Annotated in this window: 23 protein-coding genes; 15 read left to right on the forward strand and 8 right to left on the reverse strand. The window is 69.1% G+C overall.

The features are described 5' to 3' along the window. Positions 1–53 precede the first annotated feature (53 nt). From AD72_RS29360 to rpe, 3 genes are all read left to right on the forward strand, one after another. The gene (locus tag AD72_RS29360) at positions 54–1,379 is read left to right on the forward strand and encodes a lipase family protein (protein WP_082469221.1); all 1,326 of its coding nucleotides are present in this window, start codon (positions 54–56) and stop codon (positions 1,377–1,379) included. A 66-nt stretch (positions 1,380–1,445) separates the two neighbouring features. After that, positions 1,446–2,081, forward strand: a complete 636-nt coding sequence (locus tag AD72_RS29365) for a TetR/AcrR family transcriptional regulator (RefSeq protein ID WP_031469874.1) — start codon at positions 1,446–1,448, stop codon at positions 2,079–2,081. Between the two features lie 35 nt (positions 2,082–2,116). Then, positions 2,117–2,770, forward strand: coding sequence for a ribulose-phosphate 3-epimerase (rpe, locus tag AD72_RS29370; protein WP_031469875.1), 654 nt, complete (start codon positions 2,117–2,119; stop codon positions 2,768–2,770). On the opposite strand, the gene AD72_RS29375 is transcribed toward rpe, so the two are convergent. Beyond that, on the reverse strand, positions 2,767–3,192 hold the full coding sequence (locus AD72_RS29375; protein WP_031469876.1) for a PPOX class F420-dependent oxidoreductase: 426 nt from the start codon (positions 3,190–3,192) through the stop codon (positions 2,767–2,769). The genes rpe and AD72_RS29375 overlap by 4 nt on opposite strands. A gap of 127 nt (positions 3,193–3,319) precedes the next feature. Here AD72_RS29375 and AD72_RS29380 point away from each other — a divergent pair, with 127 nt between their 5' ends. From AD72_RS29380 to AD72_RS29400, 5 genes are read left to right on the forward strand one after another with little or no spacing between them, the layout of a single operon-like run. Continuing rightward, positions 3,320–3,934, forward strand: coding sequence for a riboflavin synthase (locus AD72_RS29380; RefSeq protein ID WP_031469877.1), 615 nt, complete (start codon positions 3,320–3,322; stop codon positions 3,932–3,934). A 5-nt stretch (positions 3,935–3,939) separates the two neighbouring features. Beyond that, complete coding sequence (locus AD72_RS29385) at positions 3,940–5,166, forward strand: bifunctional 3,4-dihydroxy-2-butanone-4-phosphate synthase/GTP cyclohydrolase II (RefSeq protein ID WP_037347755.1); 1,227 nt, start codon at positions 3,940–3,942, stop codon at positions 5,164–5,166. A gap of 4 nt (positions 5,167–5,170) precedes the next feature. After that, complete coding sequence (ribH, locus tag AD72_RS29390; RefSeq protein ID WP_031469879.1) at positions 5,171–5,671, forward strand: 6,7-dimethyl-8-ribityllumazine synthase; 501 nt, start codon at positions 5,171–5,173, stop codon at positions 5,669–5,671. Between the two features lie 29 nt (positions 5,672–5,700). Continuing rightward, a complete protein-coding gene (locus AD72_RS29395) occupies positions 5,701–6,144 on the forward strand; it encodes a PH domain-containing protein (protein WP_031469880.1) in 444 nt (147 codons plus the stop codon). A gap of 23 nt (positions 6,145–6,167) precedes the next feature. Further along, positions 6,168–6,791 (forward strand): GyrI-like domain-containing protein, encoded by a 624-nt coding sequence (locus AD72_RS29400; RefSeq protein WP_031469881.1) that lies wholly within the window; start codon positions 6,168–6,170, stop codon positions 6,789–6,791. Here AD72_RS29400 and AD72_RS29405 read toward each other — a convergent pair. After that, the gene (locus AD72_RS29405; RefSeq protein ID WP_031469882.1) at positions 6,788–7,573 is read right to left on the reverse strand and encodes a helix-turn-helix transcriptional regulator; all 786 of its coding nucleotides are present in this window, start codon (positions 7,571–7,573) and stop codon (positions 6,788–6,790) included. The two genes, AD72_RS29400 and AD72_RS29405, sit on opposite strands and share 4 nt — an antisense overlap. Before the next feature lie 49 nt (positions 7,574–7,622). Between AD72_RS29405 and AD72_RS29410 the strand changes: the two genes are divergently transcribed. Further along, positions 7,623–8,033 carry a DUF2000 domain-containing protein gene (locus tag AD72_RS29410; RefSeq protein WP_031469883.1) on the forward strand — a complete coding sequence of 137 codons (411 nt, stop codon included), beginning with the start codon at positions 7,623–7,625 and terminating at the stop codon, positions 8,031–8,033. Between the two features lie 72 nt (positions 8,034–8,105). Here the strand turns inward: AD72_RS29410 and AD72_RS29415 are convergent, their stop codons facing one another. From AD72_RS29415 to AD72_RS29440, 6 genes are all read right to left on the reverse strand, one after another. Beyond that, positions 8,106–8,801 (reverse strand): S1 family peptidase, encoded by a 696-nt coding sequence (locus AD72_RS29415; protein WP_031469884.1) that lies wholly within the window; start codon positions 8,799–8,801, stop codon positions 8,106–8,108. Between the two features lie 128 nt (positions 8,802–8,929). Then, on the reverse strand, positions 8,930–9,787 hold the full coding sequence (locus tag AD72_RS29420) for a family 43 glycosylhydrolase (RefSeq protein WP_031469885.1): 858 nt from the start codon (positions 9,785–9,787) through the stop codon (positions 8,930–8,932). Position 9,788: 1 nt separating this feature from the next. Further along, the gene (locus AD72_RS29425; RefSeq protein ID WP_031469886.1) at positions 9,789–10,646 is read right to left on the reverse strand and encodes a family 43 glycosylhydrolase; all 858 of its coding nucleotides are present in this window, start codon (positions 10,644–10,646) and stop codon (positions 9,789–9,791) included. 13 nt (positions 10,647–10,659) lie between these two features. Beyond that, positions 10,660–11,745: a glycoside hydrolase family 172 protein gene (locus AD72_RS29430; RefSeq protein ID WP_031469887.1), complete on the reverse strand. Its 1,086-nt coding sequence runs from the start codon at positions 11,743–11,745 to the stop codon at positions 10,660–10,662. Then, positions 11,742–13,112, reverse strand: coding sequence for a sugar porter family MFS transporter (locus AD72_RS29435; protein WP_051899137.1), 1,371 nt, complete (start codon positions 13,110–13,112; stop codon positions 11,742–11,744). The genes AD72_RS29430 and AD72_RS29435 overlap by 4 nt, the downstream gene beginning before the upstream one ends. A gap of 74 nt (positions 13,113–13,186) precedes the next feature. Beyond that, on the reverse strand, positions 13,187–14,035 hold the full coding sequence (locus tag AD72_RS29440; RefSeq protein WP_031469889.1) for a sigma-70 family RNA polymerase sigma factor: 849 nt from the start codon (positions 14,033–14,035) through the stop codon (positions 13,187–13,189). Between the two features lie 78 nt (positions 14,036–14,113). Here AD72_RS29440 and AD72_RS29445 point away from each other — a divergent pair, with 78 nt between their 5' ends. The 6 genes from AD72_RS29445 to gap all read left to right on the forward strand — a co-directional run bounded on the left by AD72_RS29445 (position 14,114) and on the right by gap (position 20,840). Next, positions 14,114–14,854 carry an FMN-dependent NADH-azoreductase gene (locus AD72_RS29445; RefSeq protein WP_037347758.1) on the forward strand — a complete coding sequence of 247 codons (741 nt, stop codon included), beginning with the start codon at positions 14,114–14,116 and terminating at the stop codon, positions 14,852–14,854. 9 nt (positions 14,855–14,863) lie between these two features. Beyond that, positions 14,864–16,876 (forward strand): excinuclease ABC subunit UvrC, encoded by a 2,013-nt coding sequence (gene uvrC / locus AD72_RS29450; RefSeq protein ID WP_031469891.1) that lies wholly within the window; start codon positions 14,864–14,866, stop codon positions 16,874–16,876. Further along, positions 16,860–17,744, forward strand: coding sequence for an RNase adapter RapZ (gene rapZ, locus AD72_RS29455; RefSeq protein WP_031469892.1), 885 nt, complete (start codon positions 16,860–16,862; stop codon positions 17,742–17,744). The genes uvrC and rapZ overlap by 17 nt, the downstream gene beginning before the upstream one ends. A 47-nt stretch (positions 17,745–17,791) precedes the next feature. Further along, entirely contained in the window at positions 17,792–18,730 is a 939-nt protein-coding gene (locus tag AD72_RS29460) for a gluconeogenesis factor YvcK family protein (protein WP_031469893.1), read from the forward strand. Between the two features lie 63 nt (positions 18,731–18,793). Further along, a complete protein-coding gene (gene whiA, locus AD72_RS29465) occupies positions 18,794–19,780 on the forward strand; it encodes a DNA-binding protein WhiA (protein WP_026197293.1) in 987 nt (328 codons plus the stop codon). 52 nt (positions 19,781–19,832) lie between these two features. Continuing rightward, positions 19,833–20,840, forward strand: coding sequence for a type I glyceraldehyde-3-phosphate dehydrogenase (gene gap / locus AD72_RS29470; protein ID WP_031469894.1), 1,008 nt, complete (start codon positions 19,833–19,835; stop codon positions 20,838–20,840). Position 20,841: the final 1 nt, after the last annotated feature.

Consider the following 20,841-nt stretch of genomic DNA (forward strand, 5'->3'; position numbering starts at 1 on the left):
CCGTCCGGTAACTCGATGTGCAATGCTGCTCGATCGGAAGGCGGTAGTGTCCTATGCGCACGACGAAACGCCCTCGGCGCTTGCTCGCCGGTCTGGCCCTGGCCGCCGCCGCGCTGCTGTGCGGGACCATGGTTCCCGCGCAGGCGAGCGCGCCACCGGACGCGGCGAACACGAAGCCGGGGACGGTGCTCGACTCGCGCCCGGTGACCATCGCGGCCGGATCGCTGATCCCGATGAAACTGCAGGCCTGGCAACTGAGGTATCGCACGACCGACGCACTCGGGAAAGCGACGACCGCGCTTACCACCGTGATTCTCCCGGCGAACGCGAAACCGGACAAGAATCGCCCGCTGGTCGCCTACGACTCGTTCGAGGACAGTATTCCGGAGAACTGCGCGCCGTCCTACCAGTTGCAGCAGAATCTCAACTGGGACAGCGCACCCGTGCAGCTCGAACTGATCTTCATCGCCGCCGCGGCGCGCCAGGGCTACGCGGTGACGGTTCCGGACCACCTCGGCCCGAAGGGGGAATACCTGGCCGGGGACATGTCCGGGCACGCCACCCTGGACGCGATCCGCGCGACCGAGAACTTCGAGCCTGCGGGGCTGAACGGCGCGGCGACCCGCACCGGGGTCTACGGCTATTCCGGCGGTTCCCAGGCTGCGGAATTCGCCGGGACGCTGCAGGGCAGTTACGCGCCGGAACTGAATATCGTGGGTATTTCGGCGGGTGGTGTCCCGGCCGACATCAAGAAGGTGAAAGAAAAGACCAACAAGACGCCGTTCGCGGGGATCCCGGTGAACGGCATAGCCGGCCTGACGAACGCGTACCCCGAGCTGAAACGGTACGTGGACGAGCATCTCACCGACAAAGGCAAGAACGCGCTGGACAAGGCCCGTAAACAATGCCTGCAGTATTCGATACTGCAGAACATCGGCACCGATGTGGATACGTTCTTCAACGTGCAGGATCCGTTGGACAAGCCGATTCCGGCGAAATATCTCGCGAAGGTGAAGATGTCGGGGGAGGTCGAAATCAAGGCCCCGATGTACGCTTTCCAAGCGGTGCACGACGAGATCGTGCCGAGTGAACCGGTGGACGAACTTGTCCGGAAGCAGTGTGCGGCCGGAAACGACATCACCTATCGCCGGGATATGATCAGCGATCATTTCACCCTCGGCGCCACCGGATTCGCCGAGGGCTTCCGCTGGCTGAGTGACCGGCTCGACGGGAAACCGGCGAAGTCCGGCTGTGACACCAGGACGGTGCCCTCGACCTTGGCGACCCCGGAGAACCTCGCTTTCTTCGGCAAGACGCTCATCGATTCGCTGATCGACGTCGCGGGCCGCCCGGTCGGCCCCGGATCGTTCCCGAAGTGAACCGCGGATGGGCGTGGCCTCGTGGTTGGTAACGGTGATCCCACGCCCATCGCGCACAATGGTGGTATGACGGACACGACGATGCCGCGCCGCGACTACGGTGGCCGGACGGCCGATCAGCGTCGCGCCGAGCGCAAGGAACGCTTGCTGGACGCGGGCTTCGAGTTGTTCGGCAGCAACGGGTACGCCGCGACCTCGATCGAAAAGCTCTGTGCGGCCGCGAGTGTCTCGACGCGGAATTTCTATCAGGAGTTCGACGGGCGCGAGCAGGTGCTCATCGAGCTGCACGACCGGATCACCACCCGCGCCATGGCGGCGGCCGTGGAAGCGCTGGAGGCGGCCGAGGACAGCGGGCTCGCCGAACGGGTCGGTGCCGCGCTGCGCGCCTATCTCGAGGTGACCTCGAGCGATCCGCGATGGACCCGGATCGCCTACGTGGAGAACATGGGCGTCGGCAAGACGGTCGAGGAGCACCGGATCGCGTGGCGGGAACGGCTCTGCCGGTTCTTCGACGCGGAGGGGCAGCGCGTCATGGACCGGGGCGAGGCCCCGCGGCGGGAGCTGCGCATGGTCAGTGTCGCGTTCATCGGGGCGGTCAACGAGACGATGCGGGACTGGGAGAGCAACGGCCGTCCGGTGCCACTCGAGGAGGTCTGCGCGGAACTGACCAGGATCCTGGTCGCCTCGATCGTTTCCGGCTGACCGCGGCATCTACACTCGCCACCGTGGCTGAACCCATGATCGCCCCGAGCATCCTTTCCGCGGATTTCGCGCGCCTCGCCGAGGAAGCGGCGGCCGTGCAGGATGCCGACTGGCTGCACGTCGACGTGATGGACGCGCACTTCGTGCCGAACCTGACCCTTGGCCTCCCGGTGGTGGAGTCGCTGCGCAAGGCGACCGAGATTCCGCTCGACTGCCACCTGATGATCGAGAACCCGGATCGCTGGGCGATCGGCTACGCGGAGGCGGGCGCGCACAACGTGACCGTGCACGTGGAGGCGGCCGAGGATCCGGTGTCGATCGCGAAGAACCTGCGCGCCGCGGGTGCCAAGGCGGGCCTGTCCATCAAACCGGGCACCCCGTTCGAGCCGTACGTGGAACTGCTCCAGCACTACGACACGCTGCTCGTGATGTCCGTGGAACCGGGCTTCGGCGGCCAGCGATTCATGCCCGAGGTGCTGGACAAGGTGCGTGCCGCGCGCCGCCTCGTGGACGCGGGTGAGCTGCGGGTGCTAGTGGAGATCGACGGCGGGATCGGCGCGGACACCATCGAACAGGCCGCCGAGGCCGGAGTGGACTGTTTCGTGGCGGGTTCGGCGATCTACGGTGCCGAGGATCCCGGCAAGGCACTGACCGCCCTGCGGGCGAGCGCGGCGGCCGCCCGCGGTTAGTGCACGGTCCGGCGCGTCTCGTACCAGTTCTCGCCGACGGGCTCGCCGTCCAGGTTCCAGCTCCAGGACACCGTCGGGGTGATCCGCAGAAACCAGCCCGGGCCCACCATGCCGGTGCGCTGGAAGGGCTGCGCGGCGCGGCCGTAGATCCGGATCCCGCGCGCGATGAACGGCTCGAACGAGGGCAGATCGTCGACCACCACCGCGACCCGATGCGCTCCGGTGGCCACATTGCGGAACTTCCGGGTGCCGAGCACGGACCGCTCGCCGCCGCCGACCCAGAGGTGCTCGCCGTCGTATTCGAGGGCGACCGGCACCACATCCGGCTGGGCGGGGACCTCGGGAGCGGCAAGGTCGGCGGTGGCCAGCCGGGCGAGTGGCTGGGAGCGCAGGTAGGCGATCTCTTGTTCGGTGAAGGACATGGCGGTCTCCTGCTCAAGGGTGTGGATAGCAGTCTGCATCAGGTGCCGCTGACCGGCCGGACGTGGCGGTCGTCACCGCCGCGCGGTTGGCTGCGCCGCCCCGAAAGCCCGGCGCTACTGTGGGGACATGTTCACCGGGATCGTTGAAGAGGTCGGCGAAATCGTCGAGCTGACCGATGCGCCGGAGCAGGCGCGCATCCGCATCCGAGGTCCGCTGGTCACCAGCGACGCGGCGCACGGCGACTCGATCGCGGTGAACGGGGTGTGCCTCACGGTGACCGAGATCGAGGGCGACACCTTCGCGGTGGACGCGGTCGCCGAGACACTGCACCGTTCCAGTCTGCGCAAGCTGGCCACCGGCGTGAAGGTCAACCTGGAGCGGGCGGCCGCGGTCGGGGACCGGCTCGGCGGGCACATCGTGCAGGGCCACGTGGACGGGACCGCGAGCTACATCGGGCGCGACCCGGACGGGACGACCAGTTTCGCCCTGCCCCGCGAGCTGAACCGCTACGTGGTGGAGAAGGGCTCGATCACCGTGGACGGGGTCTCCCTGACCGTGGTGGAGGTGACCGACACCGAGTTCACCGTGGCGCTGATCCCGACCACGCTCGCGGACACCACCCTGGGGCTGCTCGAACCGGGGGACCACGTCAATATCGAGGTCGACGTGGTCGCCAAGTACCTCGACAAGCTCGCCCGGCCGCATCTGGCGGCCCTCGGTGGCGAAGAAACGGGAGCGTGAGCGCTGTGGCCGATTACCAGGCCATCGAGAAGGCCATCGCGGACATCGCCGATGGCAAGGCCGTGATCGTCGTCGACGACGAGGACCGGGAGAACGAGGGCGACCTCATCTTCGCCGCGGAGAAGGCCACCCCGGAGCTGCTCGCCTTCATGGTCCGTTACACCTCCGGGTACGTCTGCGTGCCGCTGACCGCGCGCGACTGCGACCGGCTGGACCTGCCGCCGATGTTCCACACCAACCAGGACGTGCGCGGCACCGCCTACACCGTGACCGTGGACGCCGCGGAAGGCGTGAGTACCGGGATCTCGGCGACCGATCGGGCGCACACCATCCGGCTGCTCGCCGATCCGGCATCCGCCCCGCGCGATTTCCGCCGCCCGGGGCATGTCGTTCCGTTGCGCGCCAAGGACGGCGGGGTGCTGCGCAGGCCGGGGCACACCGAGGCGGCGGTCGATCTGGCCCGGCTGGCGAAGCTGCAACCGGCCGGTGTGCTGTGCGAGATCGTCTCGCAGAAGAGCGACGGGGACATGGCCCGCCGCGACGAGCTCGAGGTGTTCGCCGCCGAGCACGAGCTGAGCATCATCTCGATCGCGGACCTGATCGCCTACCGCCGCCGCTACGAGAAGCAGGTGGAGCGGGTAGCCGAGGCGCGGATCCCGACCGTGCACGGCACCTTCCGGGCGCTGGGCTACGACAGCCTGCTGGACGGGATCGAGCACGTCGCGCTCGTCTACGGGGAGATCGGTGACGGCGAGGATGTACTCGTCCGGGTGCACTCCGAATGCCTGACCGGGGACGTGTTCGGTTCGCTGCGCTGCGACTGCGGGCCGCAGCTCGACGCGGCGCTGGAGGCGGTCGCCGCGAACGGCAGGGGCGTGGTGCTCTACGTGCGCGGGCACGAGGGACGCGGCATCGGCCTGCTGCACAAGCTCCAGGCCTACCAGTTGCAGGACCGCGGGGCGGACACCGTAGACGCGAACCTCGAACAGGGACTCCCCGCGGACGCGCGCGACTACGGCACCGGGGCCCAGATCCTGGTGGATGTCGGGGTCCGGTCGATGCGGTTGCTCACCAACAACCCCGCCAAGCGGGTCGGCCTCGAAGGGTACGGACTCACCGTGCTGGACCGGGTTTCGCTCCCGGTATCGGCCAACCCGGAGAACCTGCGCTACCTTCGCACCAAGCGGGATCGCATGGGGCACCTGCTGACGCTCGACGAGTACGAGGCATAGGAACATGGCTGGCCAGGGTCGACCGGAAATCGAAGTACCCGAGGACTGCGACGCACTGCGGGTGGCGATCGCCGCGACCCGCTGGCATGAGCGGATCACCGAGCAGTTGCTGCGCAGCGCGCGGGGCACGGTGGAGCGCGCCAAGGTCGCCGACATCACCGAGGTGCGGGTGCCCGGCTGCGTCGAGCTCCCCGTGGTCTGCCAGGAACTCGCCCGCCAGCACGATCTGGTGGTCGCGCTCGGCGTGGTGATCCGGGGCGGCACCCCGCACTTCGAGTACGTGTGCGATGCCGTGACCGCGGGTCTGACCCGGGTGTCGCTGGACGAGAGCACCCCGATCGGCAACGGCGTGCTCACCTGCGACACCGAGGAACAGGCGCTCGCCAGGGCCGGTTTGCCCGAATCGAGCGAGGACAAGGGCGCCGAGGCCACGGTCGCCGCGCTGGAGGCCGCGCGAGTGCTGCGCGGGCTGCGCGCCCCGTGGACCGAGCGGGGTTTCTCGTGACGGGCGCGCAGGTGATGGATCGAGCCGGCATGGGTGAAGTGATGGAGACGATCGCACGACCGGTACGGATCCGGCGCTATGTCATCCCGTTCGCGCTGATCCTGCTCGCCGCCCTGGTCGTAGCCGGGGTGCTGATGCGCCGGACCCCGACCGGGGCCACCTTCGGTTCGGCCGACCAGGTCGCGATGATCGTGGTCGGCGCGATCCTGGCCTGCGCCGTGCTGTTGCTGTTGCGGCCCCGGGTGCGCGCCGACGAACACGGTATCGAGGTGCGCAATGTGTTCCAGGGCAAGTGGTTCGACTGGGCCGATGTGCGCGCGGTGAGCTTCCCGGACGGTTCCCCTTGGGCCCGGGTGGAACTGCTGGCCGACGAGTACTACCCGGTGATGGCGATCCAGGCGCACGACGGCCAGCGGGCGGTGGATGCGATGCGCGCGCTGCGGGCAATGCACCGCGAACACGGCGGAGCCTAGACCGCGCCGGACTGGGGGAGAGCGTGCCGGAGAAAGTCGACTTCAAGAAACAGCTGGACTGCTATCGGGCGGCGCGGGACCGGTTCCGCGTCCTCGAGGTGCCGCCGCTGCGGTACCTGATGATCGACGGGCACGGTGACCCGAACACGAGCGGGCAGTTCGCCGAGGCGGTGAGCGCGCTCTATCCGGTCGCCTACAAGCTCAAGTTCGCCAGCAAACAGGAACTCGGCAGGGACTACGTGGTCATGCCTCTGGAAGGCCGCTGGTGGGCCGAGGACATGGCGTCGTTCACCGCCGCGCGGGACAAGAGCCGGTGGCAGTGGACCCTCATGATCATGGTCCCGGACTGGATCGGCGAGGACCTGTTCGAGGCCGTGGTGGCCAAGGCCGCGGCGGGTGGTGCGCCTGCGGCGCTCGACCGGGTGCGGCTCGAACGGCTGGCGGAGGGCACCTGCGTGCAGACCCTGCACCTCGGCCCCTTCGACGAGGAGGCAGCCGTGCTCCAACGGATGCACCGGGAGTTCATCCCCGCTCAGGGCCTGCGGATGACCGGGGAACACCACGAGATCTACCTCAGCGACTTCCGCAGGGTCGCGCCCGAGAAGCTGCGCACGATCCTCCGGCAGCCGGTCGCCGCGGCGGACTAGGCACGGAACCGTCCCGGAGTGGTGCCGAGCATCGCGGTGAAATGCCGGTTCAGATGGGACTGGTCGGTGAACCCGGCGGCCAGGGCGACCTGAGCGGCGGGCAGCCCGTCGAGCAGCAGCCTGCGCGCGAGGTCGATGCGCAGTCCGGTGAGGTAGCGGTGCGGCGGGATACCGAACCGGGTGCTGAACACGCGCACCAGGTGGGCAGGATGGGCGTGCAGCAGGCGGGCCGCCTCGTCCAGGGTGATCCCTGCCGGGGCGCTCGCGTCCAGCAGCTCGCGCAGCTGCCCGGCCAGCTTCGGGGCCACCGGTGCCCGCTCCGGGGCGGGCCCGCCGTGCAGCCGTTCGGCGAGGCGTTCGGTGATCAGGGCGAGCCGGGACTGCGCGTGCCACGGTTCCCGCGGTCCGCGCAACACCTCGTGCAGTTCATGGACTCGCTGGCGCAGCAGGGGATCCCGCAGTCCGGGCTGGTCGACGGCCGCCCCGATGAGCGATTCGTCCATCGTGGAAGGTTCCAGATAGAGCACCCGTTTGCGGAAACCCCGTTCGGTGACGTTGCGCCCATCGTGCGGCACGTGCGGAGGCAGGACGGTCACCTGGGAGCGCAGGGCACCGTGCTCGCCGCGGTGCAGGCCGTAGCGCACCATGCCCTCGTCGATGATCAGCACCGTCCACGCGGCGTGCGTGTGACTGGGGTAGGCGTGTTCGAGAAACCGCGCGTGCAGCACCTCACGGATCCCCGGTATCCCGGGCGCCCACGCGCGGACGGCGCTTTCCGGCATGTGAAGAACGTACAAGACGCCCGCACCACCACTCGGTGACACTGGCCCCATGCCTGAGTTCGATACCAAGATCGCGGTGTTGCTGCGCGAGGATCTGGAGCCGTGGCAACGGCTGAACGTCTGCGCCTTCCTCAGTTCCGGGATCGCCGCCAATGCCGAACTGCTCGGTGAGCCCTATGCCGATGCGGACGGAACGCGATACCTGCCGATGTTCCGCCAGCCGGTGCTCGTGTTCGAGGGGGACAAGGAACTGATGGGCACCGCACACGCCCGTGCGATGCGCAGGGGACTGCCCACGGCGGTGTTCACCGCGGAGCTGTTCCACACCGGGAACGACACGGACAACCGGGCCGCGGTCGCCGCGGTCCCGGGCGGGGAACTCGACCTGGTCGGGCTCGCGGTGCACGGTCCGCGCAACGGGGTGGACAAGGTGTTCAAGGGAGCAAGGCTGCACCGCTGAACCGGGCTCTGGACACAGCATGGCGGGCACCGGATTCCGGTGCCCGCCATCGTGTTCCGGCCGTGGGGTGCCCTAGACGCCCGCGGTCTGCTTGATCCAGTCGCGGCTGTTCGCCACGCTGGCGTAGTTCTGCGTGCCGTTCGGGTCGCTGCCCGAGTTCTCCCCGGTGGAGCAGACACCGACCTGCTTGCCGTCCGCGATCTGCGGGCCGCCCGAGTCGCCGTGCCACGATGCGCCATCCACGCCCTTGCTGGCGATCGCGGGTCCGTTGAAGGCGTCCTGGCTCTGCCCGGTCACCTCGACGGTGGCCACCTTCAGTGCGGGAGCCGGCGGACCGCTGCCCTCTTCGCGGCCCCAACCGTAGATCTTGTTCTGGTCGCCCTTGGCCGGGTCCTTGTCACCGAGCTGCACCGGCTTCGCCTTGACCGCGTGGTCCAGGTGCAGGAGCAGCAGGTCCCCATTGGGGGCCTTGGTGGACTTCTCGACCTTGGCGTCCTCGCCCTCGCCAAGTTTGAGGCTGCCGACCTTGACGCTGAGGCCCTGGCCGTCGCAGTGCTGCGCGGTCAGCACCCACTCGGGAGCGATGACGCTGCCCGAGCAGTTGAACTGCCCGTCGACGTAGACCTGGGCGCCGTAGGAGACGTCACTGGCCGGTCCGCCGCCGATGATCTTCGGGGTCGCCGGTGATGCCTGGGCGAACGGTGCAGCGAGGAGTGCCAGGCCGAGTGTCGCCGCGGCCAGCCCCCCGACCTTGCTGGTTGTGCGCATCTGGGGATTCCCTTCTTCCGGTCCCTTCAGTCACCTTCTGTTTTGGTCCGGTGACACGCAGACCGTATCCAGGTACCCCAACAGGGCGATACCGGAAATGGTCGTGGGAGCACCCGACGATCGGCGGGTCAATCCCGTTCCCATACGAGGTCAGCGAGGTACAGTCCGCCCTGGCCCCAACCGGCCGAGGTGATCAGGCGATTGTCCACTACCTCGGCCGCGTGACTGGCGATCCGGGTGCGCAGCCCCTCCCGGGAGAACTCCCATGGGTTGTCCGACTCGTAGACCGCGGTGCACACATAGCCGTCCGGGGTCTTCGCGTACGCGCCGCACGGTCCGATGAACAGATACCAGCTGCCCTGTTCCCAGAGCACGAACGGGGACTCGGCCGGTCCGCCGCCGGTGCCACTGCGCTCACTGGTGAACGCGATCTTCCGGTCGTCCCAGTGCACCAGGTCCTCGCTGCACCGGTAGGCGACCACGTGCCTGCCGCCCGAGGGGTCATCGGTGGCGCAGTAGTACATGGTCCATTCGTCGCCGGTCCACACCACCATCGGGTCCCGGGCACTGAACCCGTCCCGGAACAGCGGCCCGTCGGGGTGCCGGGTCCAGTGGTAGAGGTCCTCGGATGTGGCGAGGTTGATGGCTTCGCGGGTGGGATCGTCCCCGCCCGCGGCGTAGAACATCCAGTACCTGCGGTCGGCGCGGATGACGTGCGGGGCCCACAGATGCCGTTCCCCGTGATAGTCCGGATCCACGACGAGCGCCGGATCCAGGGTGTGCCATGGGCCCTCGACGTCCCCGGCCCTGGCGTGCAGGAAGGTCTTCTCCTCCGCCGGGTTCGCCGGTTCCGGATGGGTGATGGAGAACAGATGCCAGCTGCCGTCCTCGGCCCGGATGATCGTGTGATCGTTGAGATAGCTCGGTACCCCCGCCGCCTCGCTCGGATCGAAGACGTGGCGGAATTCGCTCGCGGTCAGTCGCATCTCAGCTCTCCCAGGACAGTTCCGCGAGAAACACCCCGCCCTGTCCGGCTCCGCACGAGGTGATCCAGCGGTTCTCGATGATCTCCGCCGCGTGACTGCCGATCTTGGTGATCAGGTGGTCGCGCGGGAACTCCCATGGGTTGTCCGACTCGTAGACCGCGGTGCACACGAACCCGTCCGGGGTGGGCTGATATCTGCCGCACGGCCCGATGAACAGGTACCAGTGGTCCTCTTCCTTGACCACGAACGGGGATTCGGTCGGGCTGTTGAATCCCTGGCCGGTGAACTCACTGGTGAACGCGATCTTGCGGTCGCCCCAGTGGATGAGGTCGTCACTGCAGCGGTAGACCACCGCGAAATGCCCGCCGAGCGGGTCGTCGTTGCCGCAGTAGTACATGGTCCACTGATCGCCGGTCCAGGTGACCATGGGATCGCGTGCGCTGTAGCCGTCCCGGAACAGTGGTCCTCCCGGGTGCCGGGTCCAGTGGTAGAGGTCCTCGGATGTGGCCAGGTTGATGGCTTCGCGGGTGGGGTCGTCCCCGCCCGCGTTGTAGAACATCCAGTACTTGCGGTCGGCGCGGATCACGTGCGGGGCCCACAGATGCCGTTCCCCGTAGTAGTTCGGATCGAGGGTCAGCGCGGTTTCCCTGGTGTGCCACGGGCCTTTGATGTCGGTGGCGGTGGCGTGCAGGAAGGTCGTCTCGCCGTCCGGATCGGAGGGTTCGGCGTGGTTGATGCCGTACAGGTGCCACTCGCCATCGGGATCCCGGATGACGCAGTGGTCGTTGACGTACCACGGCGCACCGAAATCCGGGCTCGGATCGTAGATGCGCGTGAAATCGCCGACGTTCAACCGCATGGGAATCTCCTTCTCACAGTGGGCGGGGCAGGCGCTGCTCGAGGGGCGGGAGCCGGAACGGTACGTGCGGTTCGGCCTGATACCAGTAGGCGACCGAGGAGTAGTCGTCGGAGCGCTTGTTCGCGTGCCCGTGCTCGATGGTCACCCGGATGGACTCGGCGAAGGTGACCGGATCCTCGATGTGGAAGCGGTACAGGCTGGTCTGCCCGGACCAGTTCGGCCCGCCGGCGAGGGTGATCCCGTGATACGGCGCGGAGAACGGCTCGTCCGGGCACCAGGCGGTGTTGAAGTAGTCCTCGGTTCCGGTCCCGTGCAGGCTCGGCGGCCAGCGCTCACCGTCGATGAAGATCATGTCGTCCCCCTCGCCGTACCAGTTCCATTCGGTGGTCCGGCGCAGGTTGTGCACGTTCAGCACGCAGCCCACATAGTGCCCATGCCCGCGGGCGTCCAGGATCGTGTAGTTGTCGTCCCCGTCCAGATTGGTCCCGGTGAGCAGGTGCTCGGGGGTGGACGCCGCGCCCTGGGGCACGCCCGCGCAGGGGTTCTCCCTGCGCCACTGCGCGTGGAACCGGCCGAGCCCCTCCTCGAGTTCGTCGAACTCCTCGTAGTCGATGTACCAGTAGAAGGGCACCGTCTCGTGCCGGCATTCGCTGGTGATCTCGAACCGCGCGCCCTCGGCGAAGGGCATGTGGAAGAAGCTGTTGTAGGAGATGCCCTCCCGCGGGCTGCACTGCAGGGGAACCGAGTTGAACTGGGCGTAGCGGCCGTGCCCCACCCCGAAGAAATCCCCGAGCGGTACCTCGACGCTCGGCTGCTGCTCGCCGTCCCAGAAGGCACGCAACACCAGGCGGCGCAGGAAATCCGGCTCCGGATGGGCCGGATTCATGTACGGCAGGGTCATCGTGCGCGTGGTCATCCAGATGTGGTTCACGTTCCCCGCGCCCGGGATGTCGGCGATCACCTCGGTCTGTCCCGGGCGCAGCCAGATCCGGTCCTCGTTGCCGCCGCTGCGATCCCAGCTGGACACCCGCCGTCGCCGGGTGTGCCGCAGCCGCGGCAGATCGCGCAGGCTCGAGCCGTAGTCGCCGTAACCGATCAATGCGCCGCTTCCTTCCGTGCGTCGGTTTCGAGCTGTTCGAGGCTGCGCCCGCGGGTCTCGCTCAGGAAGAAGCCGATGAAGGCGAGCACGAGCAGGTTCAGTGCGGCGTACATGGTGAACACCGGGCCGGTGCCCCACGCGGCGATGATGATCGGCAGGCTGATCGTGACGCCGAAGTTGAACACCCAGTTGGCCACCGTGGCGATGCCCATCGCGGTGCCGCGCGCGGCGAGGGGGAAGATCTCGGAGAGCAGCACCCACAGCACCGGGCCCCAGGTGAGCGAGAAGGTCACGGTGAACAGCACGTTGCCGCCGATGGCCAGCCCGTTCTGTACTCCGTGCGAGACCGCGAACAGCTGCGGAATTCCCATGCAGGCCATGCCGATACACAGGAACAGCGATCCGTAGAGCAGCAGCGGGCGCCTGCCGACCTTGTCCACGATCCAGATCGCGATGGCCACCGCGATCAGGTTCGGCACCGTGTTGAGCACCCCGAAAAGCAGCGAGTCGGACTTGTCCAGCCCGATCGTGGTGAGGATGGTCGGCGTGTAGTAGACGAGCGTGTTGATCCCGCCGATCTGTTGGCCGACCGCGAGCGCGACACCGAGCAGCAGCAGCCGTCGGATCCACGCGGTGGACAGGATCGTGCGTAGTCCCGCCTTCGCCGTCCCGGAGCGCTCCACCTGTTCGATCTCGGTGAGCTCGGCGTCCGCCTCCGCCTCGGTGCGGGTGACCCGCAGGACGGTCGAGGCGTCCGCGGTGCGGCCCTTGCGCACCAGCCAGCGCGGGGTCTCCGGCATGAACCCGATACCGAGCAGCATCACCAGTGCGGGCACCGCGCCGAGCCCGAACGCCAGCCGCCAGTCCGCGACGTCCCGCAGCAGGAAGTTGATCAGCGAGGCGATCCCGAGCCCGAAGATGATCAGCGTCTGGTTCAGCGAGGCCACCGCGCCGCGGATCCGGGTCGGCGCCATCTCGGCCAGATACAGCGGGACGAGCACGGCGGCGCCGCCCACGGCGAGACCGAGCACGGTGCGCGCGGCGATCAGGGTCCCGACCTCCGGGGCGAAGGCGGCGCCGAGCGAGCCGAGCACGAACACCACCGAGCAGCCGAGCACCACCGCGCGTCTGCCGTACCGGTCGGCGAGCGGACCGCCGGTGAGCGAGCCGATCATCGCCCCGGCCAGGATCATGCTGGTGATCAGTGCTTCCTCGGTGGGGGAGAGCTGCCATTCGGGTTTGAGGAACAGCATCGCGCCACCGATGACCCCGGTGTCGTACCCGTAGAGCACCGCCCCGAGCGCGCCGAAGAAATAGAACGCGCGGCCGCCCCGTACCCGCAGGCGCCCATCGACTGTGGATATCACAGGCGCCACATTAGTGATCTACGCAACAGGCTGACGTCGGCCAAACGGTCGTGCACGCCGGGTGATCCCTGTCCTCAGTTCTCGAGCACCCCGAACTCGGCCGCGCGGAGCCGGTCCGGATCGGCGAGCACCTCGTACCGGGTGACCAAGCCGTCGTGCACCCGCACCCGGATGGCCAGCCGGAGCCGTCCGTAGGGGGCGAGCACGAGACCGACCGCTCCGTCCACGAGCGCGGGCACCGCGGACCGGGACCGCGCGGAGAGCAGCACGGTCTGCTCGGCCACCGCCCGCGAACCACGCAGCTCGGCGGGGGCTCCCGCGGGCAGCGCCACCGGATCGGCGGTGCGCACCACATCCGGGGCGAGCACGGTGAGCAGCCGCTGCAGATCGCCGTCCCGCGCCGCGGCGAGGAACGCCTCGACCACGGCACGCTGCTCGCGCAGCTCCGCGGGGGAGTGTTCCGAAGTTCCGCGCACCCGGGCACGGGCTCGGCTGGCGAGCTTCTTCGCCGCTCCGGTCGAGCGGTCCAGCACCGTGGCGATCCGCTCGAACGGCACCGCGAACAGGTCGTGCAGCACGAAGGCGACCCGTTCCGCGGGGCCGAGCCGGTCCAGCACCACGAGCAGGGCACGGCCGACCGAGTCCGCGAGCACCGCGTCCTCCTCGGGCGCCGCGCCGTCCTCCGGTTCCACCTCCGGCCACGGGCCTTCCGGGCGCGCGGCCCGGGCGCGGAGCTGATCGAGGCAGATCCGCGAGACGACCGTGTGCAGCCAGGCGGGAAGGTTTTCCACCTCTCCGGCGCGATGCAGCCGCAGCCACGCCTCCTGCACGGCGTCCTCGGCCTCGGCGCGCGAACCCAGCATGCGGTACGCGAGCCCGATGAGCCCGCTCCGCTGCGCCTCGAAGTCCTCCGTGTCGGTCATCGGTCACCTTTCCTCGCCGTGTTCCGTCAATCCATCGAGAGCGCGAGGGACGAGAACCGACCGAGGGAGACAGACCCGATGACCGAAAGCCTAACCGAACAGCGAACGCCCGGTCTGCTGCATCTGGACGCCAGCCACGCCGCGGATTCGGTGAGCAAACGGCTCGCCGGGATGTTCGCGCGGACCTGGCGGGAAGCGGGAGGCACGGGCGGATACCGCTACCGGGACCTCGCCGCCGATCCCGTCCCGCTGATCGGGCCCGCCTACTGCGCGCTCGGGGTGCGCGTGGAGCGCTCCGGGATCGTCGGTGCCGCGGATGTGCCCGGGTACTGCGAGTCCGGTGCCGAGCGGCGGGAATGGGAGCACACCCGGCCACTGGTCGCCGAGCTGCGGGCCGCGCGGGTGCTGCTGCTCGGGGTACCGATGTACAACTTCTCGGTGCCCGCCTCGCTGAAGGCCTGGATCGACCGGGTGAGCTTTCCCGGGATGTTCACCGATCCGGTGACCGGAGCGGATCTGCTCGCGGACACCACCGTGGTCGCGGTGCTGGCCCGCGGCGGAGGATACGGGCCGGGGTCCCCGCGCGAGCACTGCGATTTCCAGGAGCCGTACCTGCGGGCGCACTTCGGCAAGCTCGGGGTGCGCGCGGACCGGATGCACGTGGTGGCCGCGGAACTGACCAGGGCGGGCGACATCCCCGCGCTCGCCCGGTTCGGCGAACAGGCCGCGCGGTCCTACGCCGCGGCCCGGGAGCGGGTGCGGGTGCTGGCCACCGAGCTGGCCGAGGGCGTGCCGGAAACCGTCAGTGGGAGTGCCTAGGCTTGGGATGTGGCCGACCCTTCGACGTATCGCCCGGCGACGGGCACGATTCCCGAGTCCCCCGGTGTCTACAAGTTCCGCGACGACACCGGGCGGGTCATCTACGTCGGCAAGGCGAAATCCCTGCGGCAACGGCTGAACTCCTACTTCGCCGATCCGGCCGCGCTGCATCCGCGCACCTACCAGATGGTCACCACCGCCGCGGCCGTCGAGTGGACCGTGGTCGGCACCGAGGTCGAGGCGCTGCAGCTGGAGTACAACTGGATCAAGGAGTTCGATCCGCGGTTCAACGTCCGCTACCGGGACGACAAGACCTATCCGGTGCTCGCGGTCAGCCTGCACGAGGAATACCCGCGGCTGCACGTGTACCGCGGTCCCCGGCGCAAGGGCGTGCGCTACTTCGGGCCGTACTCGCACGCCTGGGCGATCCGGGAGACCCTGGACATGCTGCTGCGGGTGTTCCCGGCGCGCACCTGTTCGGCAGGGGTGTTCAAACGGCACGGCCAGATGGGCCGCCCCTGCCTGCTCGGGTACATCGACAAGTGCTCGGCCCCGTGCGTCGGGCGGGTGGACGCCGCGGAACACCGCGCGATCGTGGAGGAGTTCTGCGACTTCCTCGCCGGGAAGACGGACGCGATGGTGCGCAGGCTCGAGAAGCAGATGCAGGAAGCCTCCGCGGAGCTCGAATTCGAGCGCGCCGCCCGGTTGCGGGACGACGTCGCCGCGCTGCGCAGGGCGGTGGAGAAGCAGGCCGTGGTGCTCGGCGACGGCACCGATGCCGATGTGGTCGGTTTCGCCACCGATGAGCTCCAGGCAGCCGTGCAGGTGTTCCACGTGCGCGGCGGACGGGTGCGCGGCCAGCGCGGCTGGGTGATCGACATCGTCGAACAGCAGGGCCTGCCCGAGCTGGTCGGGCACTTCCTCTCGCAGTTCTACGGCGACCAGGCCGATCTGGACGCCCAGGCGGACGCCGGGGGCAGCCCGGTGCCGCGCGAGGTGCTCGTTCCCGAACTGCCCCCGGAGCACGAGGCGATGACCGAATGGCTTTCCGGGCTGCGCAGCGCGCACGAGAACCGCGCGGCGAAGGTGCGGTTGCGGGTGGCCCAGCGCGGGGACAAGCGCACCCTCGCCGAGACCGTGGAGCGCAACGCCAAGGAAGCGTTCACCCAGCACAAGCTCCGCCGCGCGGGGGACCTGAGCGCGCGCTCGGCGGCGCTGTCCGAGCTGCAGGAGGCACTCGCGCTGGACGAGGCGCCGCTGCGCATCGAGTGCGTGGACGTCTCGCACGTGCAGGGCACCGATGTGGTCGCCTCGCTCGTCGTGTTCGAGGACGGGCTGGCCCGTAAGTCCGAGTACCGCCGGTTCGCCATCCGGGAGGGCGCCGAACAGGGCGATGTCGGCTCGATCGCGGAGGTCACCCGTCGCCGGTTCGCGCGTTACCAGGCCGAACAGGAGCAGACGGCGGACGAGAACGAGAACCTGCCCGCCGGGATCGATCCGGAGACGGGCCGGCCGCGCAAGTTCGCCTACGCCCCGAACCTGTACGTGGTCGACGGTGGTGCCCCCCAGGTGGCCGCCGCCTCCGATGTGCTCGCCGAGCTGGGCATCACCGAGGTGGCGGTGATCGGCCTGGCGAAGCGGCTCGAGGAGGTGTGGCTGCCCGGCGAGGAGGACCCGGCGATCCTGCCGCGCACCAGCGAGGCGCTCTACCTGCTGCAGCGGGTGCGGGACGAGGCGCACCGGTTCGCGATCACCTACCACCGGCAGAAACGCGGCAAGCGGATGACCACTTCCGCCCTGGATTCCATCGCCGGACTGGGCCAGACTCGCAAGACGGCCCTGCTCAAGCACTTCGGTTCGGTGAAGAAACTCAAGGCCGCCAGCGTCGAGGAGATCAGCGCGGTGCAAGGTATCGGGCAACACACCGCGCAGACCGTGCACACGGCCCTGCGCGGTGGAAACGGGGAAGGCGAGAGCGGGGAGAACAAGGATGACCGAGGCAGCAATGACCGAGAAGGGTGACCGCGCCGGCATCGAAGTCGCCGTGGTGACCGGGCTTTCCGGGGCGGGGCGCAGCACCGCGGCCAAATGCCTGGAGGATCTGGGCTGGTTCGTCGTGGACAACCTGCCGCCGGAACTGATCGCCACCATGGTGGAGCTCGGTGTGCGCGCCCGCGGTGCGGTGACCCGCATCGCCGTGGTCATGGATGTGCGCTCCAGGGCGTTCACCGACGACCTGGCCAGCGTGATCAAGGAACTGGACGCGCAGGGGTTCAAACCGCGCATCCTGTTCCTCGAAGCCTCCGACGAGGCACTGGTGCGGCGCTTCGAACAGGTCCGCCGCGAGCACCCCCTGCAGGGCGGGGGACGGCTCGCGGACGGGATCGCCAGCGAACGCGAGGTCCTGCGGCCGCTGCGCCAGGACGCGGACCTCGTGCTGGACACGACCGCCCTTTCGGTGCACGATCTGCGCGGCAAGATCGAGGACGCGTTCGGCTCCGAGGCCACCATGCGCACCAGGGTCACGGTGCTGTCCTTCGGGTACAAGTACGGTCTCCCGCTGGACGCGGATCTGGTGATGGACATGCGCTTCCTGCCGAATCCGTTCTGGATCCCGGAGCTGCGCGAATTCACCGGACTCGACGAGCAGGTGAGCAACTATGTGCTCTCCCAGGAGGGCGCGACCGAGTTCCTGCGCACGTATCACCAGCTGCTGACCCTGGTCGGTGCGGGCTACCGGAGGGAGGGCAAGCGGTATCTGACCATCGCGATCGGCTGCACCGGGGGAAAGCACCGCAGCGTGGCGATGGCCGAGGAACTGGCGAGGCAACTGGCCAGCGAGGACAACATGTCGGTCAAGGTCGTGCACCGCGATCTCGGCCGGGAGTGAGTGCGAACTGAACCCCAGCGCCCGGTGACCGGGTGGGAAAGGCAGGCATGAAGGCGGTCGCACTCGGCGGAGGCCACGGCCTCTCGATCACCCTCGCGTCCCTGCGCGAGCTCACCGACGACATCACGGCGGTGGTCACCGTCGCCGACGACGGCGGCTCGTCGGGGCGCATGCGCCGGGAACTCGACCTGCTGCCGCCCGGCGATCTGCGCAAGGCGATCACCGCGCTGGCCGGGGCGGATCATCCGCTGCTCGCCGAGGTGTTCGGGCACCGCTTCGGCGGGGACGGGGTGCTCGCCGGGCACGCCGTCGGCAACATGCTGCTCGGCGGGATGCTCGAGGTGCTCGCCGATCCGGTGCGGGCGCTGGACGAGACGATGCGGCTGTTCGGCGCGCGCGGCCGGGTGCTGCCGATGTGCGTGAACCCGCTGGACATCGAGGCGGATGTGATCGGGCTGGACGCCGACCCGCGTGCGGTGCGCCGGATCAGGGGACAGGTGGCGGTCGCCACCACGCCGGGCAAGGTGCAGCGGATCCGGCTGCACGGCAACGGCGGGCCCGAGCATCCGCCGGTCGCCTGCCGGGAGGCGGTCGAGGCGGTACTCGAGGCCGATCTGGTGCTGCTCGGGCCCGGCTCCTGGTTCACCAGCGTGCTCCCGCACCTGCTCGTCCCGGAACTGCACGACGCACTCGTGGAAACCGCCGCCCAGCGTGTCGTCGTGGTGAATCTGGTCCCCCAACCTGGTGAAACATCGGGATTCAGCCAGGAACGTCACCTATACGTACTGCACGAGCACGCACCGCGGCTGCGCGTCGACGCGGTGGTGGCCGATACTGGAGCGGTCGACGCACCGGGTGAGCTCCGGGCGGCGGCGACGGCATTGGACGCACACGTGGAACTGGCGGATGTCGCCCGGGCCGACGCGGGTGAGCGGCACGACCCGGTCGCGCTCGCCTCCGCGATCCGGAAGGCGACGCAGCGCTAACCAGGTACGTAGGTAGCTTGGTTGCCGTGTGTGGGACATGGCTTCGATGTGGGAGGTGTTCGAGTGGCGATGACCGCTGCGGTCAAGGATGAGCTGAGCAGGCTCACCGTCAAGAAGAGCTGCTGTCGTCGCGCGGAGGTCGCCGCCCTGCTGCGGTTCGCGGGCGGGCTGCACATCGTCGGCGGCAAGGTCGTCGTCGAGGCGGAGGTGGACACCGGATCGGTGGCGCGCAGGCTGCGCAAGGAGATCCACGAGCTGTTCGGGCATCACTCCGATGTGCACGTCATCTCCTCGGGGGGACTGCGCAAGGGGACGCGCTACGTCGTGCGAGTGGTGTCCGGGGGAGACGACCTCGCGCGCCAGACCGGGCTGCTCGACCAGCGCGGCCGCCCGGTGCGGGGGTTGCCCGCGGTGGTCGTGGCCGGTGGGGTCTGCGATGCGGAGGCAGCCTGGCGCGGCGCGTTCCTCGCGCACGGTTCGCTGACCGAGCCGGGACGGTCCTCGGCGCTGGAGGTGACCTGCCCGGGACCGGAGGCCGCGCTCGCGCTCGTCGGTGCCGCCCGGCGGCTCGGTATCCAGGCGAAATCGCGTGAGGTGCGGGGCGCGGACCGGGTGGTGATCCGGGACGGTGACGCGATCGGCGCCCTGCTGACCCGGCTCGGCGCGCACACCAGCGTGCTCGCCTGGGAGGAGCGCCGGATGCGCCGCGAGGTGCGTGCCACGGCGAACCGGCTGGCCAATTTCGACGACGCGAACCTGCGCCGTTCCGCCCGGGCCGCGGTCGCCTCCGCCGCCCGGGTGCAGCGCGCGCTGGAGATCCTGGGGGAGGGCGCCCCGGAGCACCTGCAGCACGCGGGGAGCCTGCGGCTGTCCAACCGGCAGGCCTCACTCGAGGAGCTCGGTCAGCTCTCCGAACCGCCGATGACCAAGGACGCGGTCGCCGGGCGGATCCGGCGGCTGCTCGCCATGGCCGACAAGCGGGCGGGCGAACTGGGTATCCCGGACACCGAGTCCGCGGTCACCCAGGAGATGCTCGAGGCCGAGGTCTGAACCGGGTCCGATAGGGTGAAGCCAGCAACGAGCAACGCGTAAAGGAGCGAGCGTGACGGTCCGGGTAGGAATCAACGGGTTCGGTCGCATCGGACGGAACTTCTGGCGTGCGGTGGCCGCGAGCGGGGCGGACATCGAGGTTGTCGCGGCGAACGACCTCGGGGACCTGTCGACCATGGCGCACCTGCTCAAGTACGACAGCGTGCTCGGCCGCCTCGGCGCCGAGGTCACCGCGACGGACGAGGGCATCGAGGTCGACGGCAAGCTGATCAAGATCCTGGCCGAGCGCGACCCGGGCAAGCTGCCCTGGGGCGACCTCGGTGTGGACGTGGTCGTGGAGTCGACCGGGCTGTTCACCAAGGCCGAGCAGGCCCGCAAGCACGTGGACGAGGGCGGCGCCAAGAAGGTGATCATCTCCGCGCCCGCGAAGGGTGAGGACCTCACCGTCGTGCTCGGGGTGAACGACGACCGCTACGACGGTTCGCAGACGGTGATCTCGAACGCCTCCTGCACCACCAACTGCCTCGGGCCGATGGCGAAGGTGCTCAACGACGCCTTCGGCATCCAGCGCGGCCTGATGACCACGATCCACGCCTACACCCAGGACCAGAACCTGCAGGACGGACCGCACTCCGACCTGCGCAGGGCCCGGGCAGCGGCGATCAACGTGGTGCCGACCTCGACCGGCGCGGCCAAGGCCATCGGCCTGGTGCTGCCGGACCTCGTCGGCAAGCTGGACGGCTACGCGCTGCGCGTTCCGGTGCCGACCGGTTCGACCACCGACCTCACCGTGAACCTCGCCAAGGAAGCGAGCGTGGAAGAGGTCAACGCGGCGGTCAAGGCTGCGGCGGACGGCCCCCTCAAGGGCATCCTGCGGTACACCGAGGACCCGATCGTCTCCTCCGACATCGTCACCGACCCGGCCTCCTGCATCTTCGACGCCGGCCTGACCAAGGTGATCGGTGACCAGGTCAAGGTTGTCGGCTGGTACGACAACGAGTGGGGCTACTCCAACCGCCTCGCCGACCTCGTCTCGCTCGTCGGCTCGAAGCTGGCCTGAC

The sequence above is a fragment of the Sciscionella sediminilitoris genome, assembly GCF_000737195.2.
Classification (GTDB): domain Bacteria; phylum Actinomycetota; class Actinomycetes; order Mycobacteriales; family Pseudonocardiaceae; genus Sciscionella; species Sciscionella sediminilitoris.